Consider the following 12761-nt stretch of genomic DNA (forward strand, 5'->3'; position numbering starts at 1 on the left):
CCGCCCGACTTCCCGTGCGCGGCCGCCGTCGCCACCGAACGCTCCCGGCGCACCTCCGGCCGGAGCGGGGGCGAGACCGCCGTGATGGTTGGTGTGTCCGGTCCGTCGCCCTCGACCGCTTCGAGGCCCTGGGCCCGACCCGCCGCAGGGCCCTCGGAGCCCTGGAACGCCGACCGGATCCTCGCCGCCCGGTCGGCGTCCCGCTCGGCGTCCCGGTCGGACGACCGGGCTACAGCTCGCGGAAGTACACGGCCACGGGCAGCCTGATGCACCCGAGGCTCTCGTACAGCGCCCGTGCCGCGGCGTGGAACTCGTCACCGCCGGTTCCGATTTCGGCGTACACGGCTCCGTGGGCCCGCATGTGGCCGAAGGCGTGCTCGCACAGATCGGTTGCCAGGTGACCACGGCGGTGGTGCGCGCCGACGGCGAGGAGGGTGACGGTCCCGCGCTCGCGGGCGGGGTCGATCTCCCAGCCCGCGAAGCCCGCGATCTCTCCGTCGAGGTCCGCGACCGCGACGTGCTTGCCGTGCTCCGGGGCGTGCAGCGCGGCGAGGAGAGCGCGGTAGTCCTCGCGCCACCGGCCGTGCTGCCGGGTGAAGACGAGCTCGCCGACCAGGGGCCGGAAGGAGTCCTCGTAGAACGGCCCGAAGGTCTCGATGGTGAGCCGGGTCAGCCGCGGAAGGTCACGCGGCTCGAAGCTGCGAATGATCATGAAATGCGCCTCTCGCCGAGGATTCGACAACCGGAGGAACAGGCATCGACGGGCTCGCTCGCGGCGAAGGTGTGCGGCGAGTGAGCCCTCAGTGGCGCAGGCGCCGGGAGGCGAAGCATCGCATGCACGGCAGGCTACCGAGCTCCTCCGCCGGGCGCAGGCCCTTTTTCGAGTCCCGGGGCCGCCGCCGCGGGCGAAGGTCGCACCGGCCCGTCCTTCATCGCCGGGCCGTGTGCGGTCCGCCTGTGCGAGGAGCTGTCGCAGGACGCCGACCGCCGTGTCGCCCAGGGGGCCGGCCGGCCGCACGGACTCCTGGCCGGGATCGATCCCGCCCGCCGCCCCGCACGGGGCGGGGCGGAGGACGGCGGTGCCCGGCTCGGCACCCGGCTCAGGGGCCGGGGAGGATGCGGCGCGTTTCGTAGGCCCACATCGCGATCTCGACCCGGTTGCGGGCGCCGAGTTTGGCCATCAGGCTGGCCAGATGCGTCTTCACCGTGCTGAGGCTGATGTGCAGCGCATCGGCCACCTCGGTGTTGGTCAGTCCGCGGGCGACGGCCAGGAGCACCTGCTCCTCGCGGGCGGTGACGGGGGAGACCGGCTGGGCCGGGGGCCGGCCGGCGGGCAGGTCCGCGAACGTCCGGAGCAGACGGACGGTGACGCTCGGCGCGATGAGTGCCTCGCCGTCGGACGCCGACCGTACGGCCTGGGCCAGGAGGTCCGGCCCCGTGTCCTTGAGGAGGAACCCGCGGGCGCCGGCCCGCAGTGAGCCGTAGACGTACTCGTCGAGGTCGAACGTGGTGATGACGACCACGGCCAGCGGGTCGGCGACGCCCGGGCCGGCGATCAGCCGGGTGGCCTCAAGCCCGTCGAGCACGGGCATCCGGATGTCGAAGAGGCAGACGTCGGGGCGCAGTTCGCGGGCCAGACGCACCGCCTCCCGCCCGTCGGCGGCCTCGCCGACCACCTCGATGCCGGGCTGGGCGTTCAGCATGATCCGCAGCCCGGCGCGGATGATCGTCTGGTCGTCAGCGACGAGGACGCGAATGGACACCGCTCCCGCTCCTCGTTCTCGGCAGTTCGGCGTCGACGCGCCAGCCCCGGTCGGCACCCGGACCGGCCCGGAGCGTGCCGCCGAGCAGGGTCGCACGCTCGCGCAGTCCGGTGAGACCGTACCCGTCGCGGCCCCGGCCGGTGCGCCGGCCGTCGTCGCACACGCTCACCCGTACGGTGTGCCGCTCCGCGGCGACCCGGACGACGAGCTCGGTCGCGTCGACCGCGTGGCGCAGCGTGTTGGTCACCGACTCCTGCACGATCCGGTAGACGGCGGCGTCCACGGCCGGGGGCAGCGCGTCCAGTTCGCCGTCGAGCCCCAGGTCGACCCTGAGGCGACCGCCCGGCGTGCGCACCAGGCGCTCCAGATCCGCGACCCCGGAAGGCGGCACCGGCGCGGCGCCGGTCCCGCGGTCCCGCAGCGCGGCGACCATGGCGCGCATCTCCTCCAGGGTGCGCGCCCCTTCCTCCTCCACCCCCTCCAGCGCCCCGACGGCGGCGGACGGGTCGGTGCCGGCGAGCACCCGGCCCGCCTGAGCGATGATCACCATGGCCGACACGTGGTGGGCCACCGTGTCGTGCAGCTCCCGGGCGAGCTGCTCGCGCTCGCGGGAGCGCACCTGCTCCAGCAGCCGCTCGCGAGCGGTCACCCGGAACCGCACGGCGGACCCGACCACGCCGGGCAGCAGCAGGAAGACGAAGCCCACGACCTTCTCGACGACCGGGGTCCCGTCCGTGACGACACAGAGCGCGCCGACCGCGAGGATCACCGCGCCGCCCAGCACGATCTCCCGCCCCGATCCCCACCGGGGCAGCGCGTACACGAGCACGAGCACGACCGCACCGGTGTACAGGCCGACGGGCTCGCGCGGCGCGACGACGAGCGAGGCCAGCGGCAGCAGGGCCACCGAGCCGAACGCCAGCGTCACCACCGCCAGCGGGCTGGTCCGGCGCCACAGGGGCAGCACGCACAGCCAGACGGCGACCACCACCGCAACCGGCCGCCACACGACGTCCTCGCGCAGGGCGGCCTCCAGCGCCGCGGCGGCGAGGCCGGCGGTGAGCAGTGCCCAGTCCCGCCGGACCCGGGCGGGCGCGTCGGGCGGCCGGGGTTCGGTCCACAGGGTTCGCAGGTCGTCTCGCAGCACGTACTCAGCCTAGGGACGGCGGCGTTCCGCGCATCGGCCGAAAGGACGGGTCGTCAGTCCTTCCCGCGGCCGACGGATCCGCGGCCCCCGGGCCGATGGCACGGAGCGCCGTGACGGCGAACCTCGGCACCGGCGGCCGCACAAGGGCGGCCGACGAGGTGGTTGGAGGACCCGATGCTCTCGAAAGCCCTGCTGCGCCTGGGCACAAGCGCGGCCCGGCATCCCTGGCGGGTGATCGCGGCATGGCTGATCGCCGCCACGCTCGTCGTGCTCGCCGCCGTAGCCCTCGGCGGGCGGCCCGCGGACTCGATGACCGCTCCGGGACTGGACTCCCGACGGGCCGCGGAGCTGATCGAGCGGGCCGGCACCGGCCAGGAGGGGATGACCGCCCAAGTGGTCGTCACCCCCCTCGGCGACGGTGCGACGTTCCTCGACGACGACGGTGCGCGCACCGCTCTCACGCGCCTGCGGGCCGAGGTGACGCGGCTGCCGCACGTGCTGGGCACGGGCGACCCGGTGGGGGCGCTCGACGCGGGCGGGGACGCCGCCGTGCGCGGCGGCCTCGTCTCGGCCGACGGGCGGATCGCGGTCGTCCGGGTGCAGTACCCGGACCAGAGCCGGCTGTCGGCCGAGGACCTCGACGCCCTCGTCCGCCTCGGTGACCGGTTGCGGGCGGAGCTGCCCCTGCGCATCGAGATGGGCGGGAACCTCTTCTACGCGTTCTCCGGTGCCGACGGCGGCGTGAGCGAGCTGATCGGCCTTCTGGCCGCGGCGGCGATCCTCTTCCTGGCGTTCGGTTCGCTCGTCGCCGCCGCGCTGCCGATCGGCACGGCGGTCTTCGGGCTGACCGTCGGGGTCGCCACGATGACGGTGCTGGCGGGGGTGACGGACGTGCCCACCTTCGCACCGGTGCTGGGCAGCATGGTCGGGCTCGGGGTGGGCATCGACTACGCGCTGTTCGTGCTCGCCAGGCACCGCGAGTACCTCGCGGGCGGGCGACCCGCACGCGGCGGCCGGACGGGCGGTGGCGACGGCGGGGCGGCCCGTGGTCCTCGCCGGGGGCACCGTCGTCGTGTCGATCCTCGGCATGGCGGTCGCGAACGTGCCGTTCATGACGGTGGGCGGCCTTGCCGTCTCGATCGTCGTCCTGACCATGGTGCTGGCGTCGGTGACGCTGCTGCCGGCCTTCCTCGGCGCGGCCGGCCCGCGTCTGGGCCGGGCCGGGCGGATCGCCCGGGTACTGGGGGCGGTTCGACCGGTCCGCTCCGGCCGGCGGCGGGACGCGGAGGCGGCCACCGGCCCCGCCGCCGGGTGGCGGCGCTGGATCGGGCACGTCGGCCGGCACCCGGTGCCGTACGCGGTCGGCGCGGCGGGGCTGCTGCTGACGGCGACGTTGCCCGTGTTCGGCCTGCGCGTCGGCCTGCCCGACGACGGCTCGCTGCCTCCGAGCCGTACCGAGCGCCGGGCCTACGACCTCGTCGCCGAGGGGTTCGGCCCGGGCACCAACGGTCCCCTCGTCATCGCCGCGGACCCCGCCGGTGATCCGGGAGTGCTGGACCGTCTCGTCGCAGCGGTCACGGCGGATCCCGGCATCGCCTCCGTCACGCCGACGCGCATCGATCGGGCCACCGGCATCGCGACCCTCGTGGTCTTCGCGACCACCGGCCCGCAGGACAGGGCCACGGCCGACACCATCGCCCGGCTGCGCACCGGGGTGCTGCCCACGGCGATCGGGCCCGGCCCGGCCAGGGCCCACGTCGGCGGCGCCGCCGCGAGCCTGTCCGACGTGGGCCGACGCACCAGCGGGCGCCTGCCGGTGTTCGTCGCCGCCGTGCTGGCGATGTCGTTCCTGCTGCTGATGCTGGTCTTCCGCTCGGTCCTCGTACCGCTCAAGGCGGTACTGCTGAACCTGCTGAGCATCGGTGCGGCCTACGGCATCATGGTCGCGGTCTTCCAGTGGGGCTGGGGAGGCGTACTCATCGGGCTGGAGGCGACGGTTCCGATCGTGTCGTTCATCCCGATGTTCCTCTTCGCCATCCTCTTCGGCCTGTCGATGGACTACGAGGTGTTCCTCCTCTCCCGCGTACGGGAGGAGTACCTGCGCACCGGCGACAACGGCGCGGCGATCGTCGAGGGCGTCTCGGGCACCGCCCGGGTGATCACCTCGGCGGCCCTGATCATGGTGGCGGTCTTCCTGTCCTTCGCCGTCGCCGAGGACCCCTCCACCAAGATGTTCGGGCTCGGCCTGGCCACCGCGATCCTCGTCGACGCGACGGTCGTCCGCATGGTGCTGGTGCCGGCGACCATGACGCTCCTCGGCCGGGCCAACTGGTGGTTGCCGGGGTGGCTGGACCGGGTGCTTCCCCGGGGCCCGGTCACCGGCGAGGAAGCCGCCGGCGCCGCCGGCGCCGTGGGATCCGCGGGTGAGGCTCCTCGGTCACGGCCGGCCGGCCGTTGACCCGACTCGCGGCCCGCGCGCGGCCTCCGGCCCAGACCCTGTGCCGGGGCGTGTCGGGTCCTGTCGCATCGGGCGGCGATGCGTCGCCGTGCCGTCGAGGCGCGGGCCGGCGGCGTCGTGGTGGGCCCGAACTCCGTCGGCATCCCCTGCCTGTCTGCCTGCCCGCCCGAACGGCAGGGGTGCGTCCTCGAACCGCTGCCGCGGCCGCTCGGGGTACGGGCCGTACCCGCCGATCGGCAGGTACGGCCCGATGAACTCCCGTTCTGGTTCGGTCGGTTGTGCTCGCGTCAGGTCGGACCGCCCGTCGGGCCCGGCCGTGACACGAGGGCACGTCCCGCGAATCGATCACGACTGGACGGGCGCCGTTCGCGCGGATCCGGTGGGGTCGCCGGGGCCGGCCGGACGGGGAGGGAGGCGTGCGCTGCCGTGCGGGTGTCCGGCTTCCGGGTGGTCTGGCGGGACGGGTGGGGGTGTGTTCCCATCGGCGGCAGGGGCGGGCGGGGGGCCTGCCGGAGCCGAGAGGGGTCGGGTTCGCATGGACGAGGAACCGTTGGAGGGGCAGGCCTTCCGTACGGTCGAGGCCGAGGACGCCCCGGTCGTCCTCGCCCCGGACGGCGCCGTGGTCCGGCCGCTGCTGGCGCTGGACGGCCGGGGCAGCCAGGCCGTCTTCGAGCTGGCCCCGGGGGCCGTGACCAGGGCGGTGTCGCACGCGACGGTGGTGGAGCTGTGGCACGTGACGGCCGGCAGCGGGCGGATCTGGCGGCGCCAGGCCGGCCGGGAGGCCGTGGACGTGCTGCGGGCGGGGACGTCGGTCTCGGTGCCGCTGGGGACGGCGTTCCAGTTCCGGGCCGACGAGGACAGCCCGGGTCCGCTGCGGATCGTCGCGGTCACGATGCCGCCCTGGCCGGACGGCTCGACCACCGAGGCCCGCCCCGAGCACGGCCCGTGGCGGCCGACCGTGGACTGAGGCGGGTGGGTCGAGGCGGGTGGACCGAGGCGGGCGGACCGAGGCGGGCGGGTCGACCGGGACCGTGGCCGGCGTCTCCCGGGGATCTGCGGGAGCCGCCGGCCGTTCACGCACGCCGGGGGTGCGGTGGGTCAGAGCGGCAGGGTCAGTTCCTGGCCGGGCTGGATGAGGTTCGGGTCCTCGCCGATCACCGCCCGGTTCCGCTCGTACAGTGCGGGCCAGCCGCCGGGGAGCGCGAGCACGCCGGCGATGCTGTCGAGCGTCTCGTCCGGGCGCACCGTCCACGTGCCGGGAAGCCCGGGCCGGCCGGTGCCGTCGGCGGTGTCCGTGACGTCGGCGGTGTCCGTGCTGTCGGTGGCGTCGGCCTGCTCGGCCGGGGGCGGTGCGGCAAGGGAGCCGGAGGGAGTGCCCGCGTCCGCCGACGGGCCGCTCCCGGTCGTCTCCTCGCCGTCGGTCGCCTTCGCGTCCACCGGGGGCTTCGAGCGGGCGGGGGCCTTCGGGGCGACGGACGGCCGTTCGCCGGCGCGGGCGGCGCGGGCGCCGCAGACCGGCCACGGGGCGAGCCCGCGCCGTGCGGCGAGGACGTCGGCGACGGCGATCTGCTGCTCGCGCCCGGCGAGGTCGGCGCGCGGGGCGTAGGCGAGGCCGCCGTTCTCCCGCCAGGTCGCCTGGTCGAACTGGAGGCCGCCGAAGTAGCCGTTGCCGGTGTTGATCCGCCAGTTCCCGCCGCTCTCGCAGGCGGCGACCCGGTCCCAGTCGATCCGGTCGCCCCGGTCGGTGCCCGCCCGGCCTCCCGCACCCGGTGGCGCGGCGTGCGCCGTGGGGGCGGCGAGGACGGCGGCGAGGGTGCACACGGCGGCGGGGAACAGGCGGCGCAGCTGCGCGGTGGGGGGCATCAGCGGCTCTCAGGTCCGGGGACAGGGGGCGTGCACCGCTGGGGAGCGGCGCGTTCCCACCGACGCACGCCGGGTGCGCCGTTCCGTCGCCGACACGGCGGTCGGGTCACCCGACCGGACGCGCACCACCACCCGCCCGGCCCCCGCCCGGGGAGCCGGGACGGCCCGCCGGGACGCCCGTCCCGTCCGTCGGGTCGTCCGGGGGTGGAAAGCGGCTCGCGCGCACACCCGTCGGCCGGAATCGTTGTACGGCGTCCGGGTGGATTCTCGACGGATCCGGGCCGCCTCTCATCGCTCACCCGTACGAATCTCCGGCGCCCGTCCGGAAGGACGACGGCCCCCCGGCGCGAACGCCGGGGGGCCGGGAGGAGCGAGCCCGAGAGGGGCGAGAACGCCGCAGGTCAGCGCTTCTTCTCGCGCTCGGCGGCAGCGGCGGCCTGCTTGCGCTGCTTCTCCTCCTTCTCGTGCTTCTCCTGGACCCGCGCGTTCTCCTTGCGGACCTCCGCCTGGATCGTGCGCTCGCGCCGGAGCCACTCCGGGTTCTCGTCGCGGATCGCCTCGATCTGCTCGGTGGTGAGCGCCTCGGTGATGCCGCCGCGCGCCAGGCCGGACGCCGAGACGCCGAGACGCGAGGCCACCACGGAACGCGGGTGCGGGCCGTTGCGGCGCAGGTCCTGGAGCCACTCGGGCGGCGTGGTCTGCAGGGCGGTGAGCTCCTCGCGGGAGATCACGCCGGACTGGAAGTCGGCGGGGGTGGCGCCGAGGTAGACCCCGAGCTTCTTCGCCGCCGTCGCCGGCTTCATGGTCTGCGTGGTCTTCTGCTTGAGCGATGTCATGGTCACCAGGGTAAGCGAGCGGCCGACGCCCCCTGTCACGGTCGGTAGCCTTGGGCGGGTGACAGAGATGCAGGTGACACCCTCGTTCCGGCTGGCGTACGTCCCGGGCGTGACCCCCGGGAAGTGGGCGCGCGTCTGGTCGGAGCGGCTGCCGGACGTTCCGCTCGCCCTCGTCGCGGTGGACGCCACCACCGGGGAGCAGGCGCTGCGGGCCGGCGACGCGGACGCGGGGCTGGTGCGGCTGCCGGTCGACCGGACCGGCCTGAGCGCGATTCCGCTCTACACCGAGACGACGGTGGTGGTGTTCCCGAAGGACCACTGGCTGGCGGCGGCGGAGGAGGTCACGCTCGCGGACCTCGCCGAGGAGGTGGTCTTCCACCCGCTCGACGACACGCTCGGGTGGGAGCGGCTGCCGGGCCGGCCCGCCATCGAGCGGCCGGCGACCACCGGGGACGCGATCGAGCTGGTCGCGGCCGGGGTCGGCGTGCTGCTCGTCCCGCAGTCGCTGGCGCGGCTGCACCACCGGCGCGACCTCACCTTCCGGCCGATGACGGACGCCCCGCAGTCCGGGGTGGCGCTGTCCTGGCTGGAGGAGCGGACCACCGACCTGGTGGAGGAGTTCATCGGCATCGTCCGGGGCCGGACGGTCAACAGCTCGCGCGGCCGCGGCCAGACGGCGGCCGGCGCCCCGGCGGCCGGCTCCGGCGGGGCCTCGGCGAAGCAGCAGGGCGGGTCCGGCAAGGGTGGATCGGGCAAGGGCGGGTCCTCCGGCAAGGGCGGGGCCGCGGGGGCGTCCGGCAAGGGCGGGGCGCAGAGGTCCACCGGCAAGCCGGGCACCGGCCGGTCCGCCGCCGGGGGCGCGGGGCGTCCGCGCGGCGGCTCGTCCTCCGGCGGCGCGGCGGCGGCCCGCCGGGGCCGCCCGAAGCGCCGGGGTTGACCTCCCGGACGGCCTCCGCTCGCCTGCTCCCCGCGCCCCGTCTGGGCGGTGCGCGCGGGGAGGGGTGCAGAAACGCTTCTTTGGCTCGCGCAGGAAGTCGGCCTGTCCGACTTCCTGCGCGAGCGCGGAGTTCCTGCCCAGGAAATATCTAGACCGGTCTGCATATTTTGATGGCCTCGGTGCGCAGGAAGTCGGATCGGCCGACTTCCTGCGCTGCAGGGTCTGGGATATGTAGACCGGTCGACATATTTTTCCTTGCGGGTGCCTGAGGGGGTCCGTGGGGGCTGAGGGGGTCCGTGCGGGTGGGGGTGCCCGGGGGGTGCGGCGCTCGCGGGGGGAGGACGGCTTCGGTGGGGCGCGTCGCTCGTGGGATGGGGTGCGTGCGGAGTCGCAGGTGGGGCGGGGGTTCGGCGGCGGGGGCTGAGGTGGAGCGGGTGGCCGTTCTCGGGGGGATGGTGACTGGTGACGGCGCCGGTCCCCGGGGAGCCGATCCTGGTCCACCGGCCTCAGCGGGGCTGCCGTGAGGCCGGTGGGGTGGTCGGCCGGTCAGCTGTTCGCGGGCGGGGTGTCCCGGTAGGGGGAGCGGGGCTGGGGGACGGTGTGGTGGGTGGTGGCGGTGATGCGGGGGGCCGCGGTGGTGGGGGCGCCGGGGGTCGGGCGCCAGACGCCGGTCAGGTCGATCCAGCTGTCGGTGGCCGGCGCGGGACCGTCGGCGTGGACCAGGATCCGCAGCCGGCGGGCGTCGGCGGCGCAGCAACTGGCGACCAGCCGGTTGAGGTACCACTCGCCGGGGCCGGCACCAGGGGTGACGAAGCCGGTCAGTCGGACGGGGCGGTCGGCGAGGCTGCGCTTCGGGTCGCGGCTGCGCGCGATGAACTCCGTCAGCGACAGCGGTGTCGCCGCGCTCACCGGGCCGCCCCCGGCGAGCGCGGCGGTGTAGGCACCGGTGTCGACGGTGGCGTCCGCGCCCTCGCGGGTGGCGGTGAACGAGCCGAGCGCGGGCGGGGTGAAGGCGAGCAGCAGCGCGGCCGGGACGGCCAGCAGCCACGCCACCCGGAGACCGTGCTCGTGGCCGTGGCCGTGGCCGTGGCCGTGGCCGTGGCCCTGGCCCTGGCCTTCGTGCCCGTCGGGTCCGTCGTGCGCGTGACCGTCGCCCCCGTGCGGGGCGTCGATCGGCGCGTGCCACACGGCGTTGCCCTCGGCGTCCCGGCGGAACACCAGGGCGGGCGGGCGTCGCCGCGCGGTCAGCCGCGCCGTGCCGCCCGCGACCCCCAGGCCGCACAGCACCAGCCCCGAGGCGATCAGCGGGAGCCTCAGCTCCTCCTCGACGTACTGCAGGAAGACGTCGCTGCCCACGGTGATCCGCAGCAGGGCCACCCCGAGCAGCAGGAGCAGCAGCGACGGCGCGAGCCCGCCGAACCGGGCGCGCAGGGTGCGGACGGCGGCGGTCACAGCAGGATCCCTCCGGTCAGGACGCTGGCGAGGACGGCGACGACGAAGGTCGCGGTGGAGAAGCGGCCGGCGAAGGCGCGGCCGAAGGAGCCGGACTGCAGGGCGATCAGCTTCAGGTCGACCATCGGGCCGACCACCATGAACGCCAGCCGGGCGGTGGGGGAGAAGCCGGTCAGCGAGGCGGCGACGAAGGCGTCCGCCTCCGAGCAGACGGCGAGGACGACGGCGAGCACCGCGAGCGCCGGGATGCCGAGCCAGGGCGAGTCGGAGAAGGTGCGCAGCAGGGACGGCGGGACGAGCACGTTGAAGGTGGCGGCCGCCGCCGAGCCGAGCACGAGGAAGCCGCCGGCGTTGAGGAAGTCGTGCTGCAGGCCGCGCCGGAACTCCTCCAGCGGGTTGCGTCCGGTGCCGCGCTCGGCGGGGCCCTTGGGCAGTCGCAGCCAGTCGGGGCGGCCGAAGGCGACCCAGAGCCAACCCATCACGAGTGCCGTGCCGAGCGAGGCCGCGAGCCTGGCGAAGACCATCTCCGGCGCGTCCGGGAAGGCGATCGCGGTGGAGACCAGGACCACCGGGTTGATCGCGGGCGCCGAGAGCAGGAAGGCGAGCGCGGCGGCCGGGGCGACCCCGCGCCGCATGAGGCTGCCGGCCACCGGCACGGACGCGCACTCGCAGCCGGGCAGCACCGCGCCCGCGACACCGGCCACCGGGACGGCCAGGGCCGGATTGCGCGGCAGCAACGCGGCGAAGGCGCGGGCCGGCACGAACGCACCGATGGCCGCCGAGACGACCGTGCCCAGCACCAGGAACGGCAGCCCCTGCACCACCACCGCCACCAGGATCGTGCGCCACGCCCGCATGCCGCCGGTGTCCCAGGTCAGGGCCAGCACCGGGACGGCGGCCGCCGCGGCCAGCAGTGCTCCGGTGCGCAGGCCCGTGCCCCGGCGGCGCGGCGGGGTCGCCGCCGGTGGCGCCTGGGGCTTCCGGACGCTGCCGAGACTCGTCTCCACCACGGTGACCGCTCCTCAGCTCGCCCGTCGCCCACCGCGGGTGGCGGGCGGACGACGGGTCCTGTCTGCTCACCGTCAGATGGTGAGCCCGGAGGCAGAGTAGCGTTGATAATCACTTTCATCTAGGGCCTTCATCCGCGAGTCGCACTCCGGTAGGGTCGCGTTCGCGGAGGGGCTCCTCCGAGAAGCCGGCGGGGCGTCAATCTGCTGTGCCCGGTTGTCGGTTGGGTCGTCGGGGTGGCGGCCCCACCGGCGGTCGCCCGGGCCGTCCGGGGCGTTCGGGGCGCCCGGCTGGTCCGGCGGGTGCGCCGGTCCGCCGGTGCGGCCGTGCGGCCGGTTCGCCCGGTCAGTCGTTCCGGTGGGCGGCCACGGTGTTCAGCAGCGCGGCGCCCCGCTCGGCGTCGTCCACGCTCACCGCGAAGTCCGCGCCCCGGCGCGGGGTGACCACCAGGCACTCGCCGCCGCGCAGCATCACCGTGGTACCCAGACCGCTCAACCGGTAGCCCCAGCCGCCCACCTGGGCAGGGGTGCGCCGCTCGGCCCGGGCCCCGGCTATCTCGGCCGGCGACCAGTGGCGGGACGGCACTCCCAGCGGTCCGAAGGTCACGGTCAGGCCCCGCTCGGAGACCCGGGCCTGGACGGACGAACAGACGGTTCCGGCCAGCGCGACGATCCCCAGCGGGGCGGCCGCCGCCCAGGCGGGGCCGCCCAGTCCGGCGAACCCGGCCACCGCGCACCCCGCCGTGCCCACCCCGGCGACGGCGGCCAGCAGGCCGAGCCACGGGTTGGCCGTCCGGGAGAGCCAGACGGCGCGTCGGCCGTCGGGCAGTTCCAGCCGGGGGCCGTCGGCGGCCGTCACGACGCGCGGGCCCGGGCCGCCGCGCAGGGCGAGGCGCCAGGCCAGCAGGCCCGCGCCGATCGCCACCGCCACGACCAGCGCCACCTCGGCACCCATCGGCCCGGCCTCCTGCCAGCCCGGCCGGTCCAGGTTGGCGGAGACGATCGACGCCTGGGCACCCGTCAGCAGCGCGCCGCCGAAGCCCAGTCCGGCCGCTGCCAGGCCCCGGGCCTGCGCCCCGCCGCGCCGCCGGGCGACGGCCGCCGCGGCGACCGCGAGCAGCCAGATCACCGCCGGCGAGAGCGCTGCCGCCGGCAGCGACATCGAACCGTCCGGCCGCGTTCCGTCCCAGTGCGTGGCGAGCGGTTCCGGCAGGCGTTCGCGAGCCGCCCACGGGAGTCCGAGCAGCAGGGCGAGCACCCCGAGGATCCCGACCGCCCGGGTCGCGGCCCGCCAACGG

Annotated in this window: 11 protein-coding genes and 1 pseudogene; 4 read left to right on the top strand and 8 right to left on the bottom strand. The window is 75.8% G+C overall.

The annotated features are described in order from the left end of the window. Window positions 1-229: 229 nt before the first annotated feature. The 3 genes from ACFCX4_RS27670 to ACFCX4_RS27680 all read right to left on the bottom strand — a co-directional run bounded on the left by ACFCX4_RS27670 (window position 230) and on the right by ACFCX4_RS27680 (window position 2910). Complete coding sequence (locus ACFCX4_RS27670) at window positions 230-712, bottom strand: GNAT family N-acetyltransferase (RefSeq protein WP_376147859.1); 483 nt, start codon at window positions 710-712, stop codon at window positions 230-232. Between the two features lie 388 nt (window positions 713-1100). Beyond that, window positions 1101-1763 carry a response regulator gene (locus ACFCX4_RS27675; protein WP_376147862.1) on the bottom strand — a complete coding sequence of 221 codons (663 nt, stop codon included), beginning with the start codon at window positions 1761-1763 and terminating at the stop codon, window positions 1101-1103. Further along, window positions 1738-2910 (bottom strand): sensor histidine kinase, encoded by a 1173-nt coding sequence (locus ACFCX4_RS27680; protein ID WP_376147865.1) that lies wholly within the window; start codon window positions 2908-2910, stop codon window positions 1738-1740. The genes ACFCX4_RS27675 and ACFCX4_RS27680 overlap by 26 nt, the downstream gene beginning before the upstream one ends. Window positions 2911-3219: 309 nt before the next feature. On the opposite strand from ACFCX4_RS27680, the pseudogene ACFCX4_RS27685 reads away from it, so the two are divergent. From ACFCX4_RS27685 to ACFCX4_RS27695, 3 genes and pseudogenes are all read left to right on the top strand, one after another. Further along, window positions 3220-4204: pseudogene (locus tag ACFCX4_RS27685) on the top strand (MMPL family transporter); the annotation flags it as partial. A gap of 351 nt (window positions 4205-4555) precedes the next feature. Next, window positions 4556-5368, top strand: coding sequence for an MMPL family transporter (locus ACFCX4_RS27690; protein ID WP_376147888.1), 813 nt, complete (start codon window positions 4556-4558; stop codon window positions 5366-5368). 535 nt (window positions 5369-5903) lie between these two features. Further along, a complete protein-coding gene (locus tag ACFCX4_RS27695; protein WP_376147868.1) occupies window positions 5904-6335 on the top strand; it encodes a cupin domain-containing protein in 432 nt (143 codons plus the stop codon). Between the two features lie 131 nt (window positions 6336-6466). On the opposite strand, the gene ACFCX4_RS27700 is transcribed toward ACFCX4_RS27695, so the two are convergent. Next, window positions 6467-7231 (bottom strand): transglycosylase family protein, encoded by a 765-nt coding sequence (locus tag ACFCX4_RS27700; protein ID WP_376147871.1) that lies wholly within the window; start codon window positions 7229-7231, stop codon window positions 6467-6469. Window positions 7232-7632: 401 nt separating this feature from the next. Further along, window positions 7633-8067, bottom strand: coding sequence for a DUF5997 family protein (locus ACFCX4_RS27705; protein ID WP_376147874.1), 435 nt, complete (start codon window positions 8065-8067; stop codon window positions 7633-7635). A 58-nt stretch (window positions 8068-8125) separates the two neighbouring features. On the opposite strand from ACFCX4_RS27705, the gene ACFCX4_RS27710 reads away from it, so the two are divergent. Further along, window positions 8126-9004, top strand: a complete 879-nt coding sequence (locus ACFCX4_RS27710) for a LysR family substrate-binding domain-containing protein (RefSeq protein WP_376147877.1) — start codon at window positions 8126-8128, stop codon at window positions 9002-9004. A 546-nt stretch (window positions 9005-9550) separates the two neighbouring features. On the opposite strand, the gene ACFCX4_RS27715 is transcribed toward ACFCX4_RS27710, so the two are convergent. From ACFCX4_RS27715 to ACFCX4_RS27725, 3 genes are all read right to left on the bottom strand, one after another. Further along, entirely contained in the window at window positions 9551-10456 is a 906-nt protein-coding gene (locus ACFCX4_RS27715) for a TIGR03943 family putative permease subunit (RefSeq protein WP_376147880.1), read from the bottom strand. After that, entirely contained in the window at window positions 10453-11466 is a 1014-nt protein-coding gene (locus ACFCX4_RS27720) for a permease (RefSeq protein WP_376147883.1), read from the bottom strand. Before ACFCX4_RS27720 ends, ACFCX4_RS27715 begins: the two co-directional genes overlap by 4 nt. A 343-nt stretch (window positions 11467-11809) precedes the next feature. After that, a partial coding sequence (locus ACFCX4_RS27725) for a DUF1648 domain-containing protein (RefSeq protein WP_376147886.1) occupies window positions 11810-12761 on the bottom strand: 952 nt, incomplete at its 5' end.

This window comes from Kitasatospora sp. NPDC056327 (assembly GCF_042261735.1).
Taxonomy (GTDB): Bacteria; Actinomycetota; Actinomycetes; order Streptomycetales; family Streptomycetaceae; genus Kitasatospora.

What these genes read in the sequence shown, in the direction of transcription:
- ACFCX4_RS27700 (WP_376147871.1), bottom strand. Translation starts at nt 7,231, where the DNA reads ATGCCCCCCACCGCGCAGCTGCGCCGCCTGTTCCCCGCCGCCGTGTGC.
- ACFCX4_RS27705 (WP_376147874.1), bottom strand. Translation starts at nt 8,067, where the DNA reads ATGACATCGCTCAAGCAGAAGACCACGCAGACCATGAAGCCGGCGACG.
- ACFCX4_RS27670 (WP_376147859.1), bottom strand. Translation starts at nt 712, where the DNA reads ATGATCATTCGCAGCTTCGAGCCGCGTGACCTTCCGCGGCTGACCCGG.
- ACFCX4_RS27695 (WP_376147868.1), top strand. Translation starts at nt 5,904, where the DNA reads ATGGACGAGGAACCGTTGGAGGGGCAGGCCTTCCGTACGGTCGAGGCC.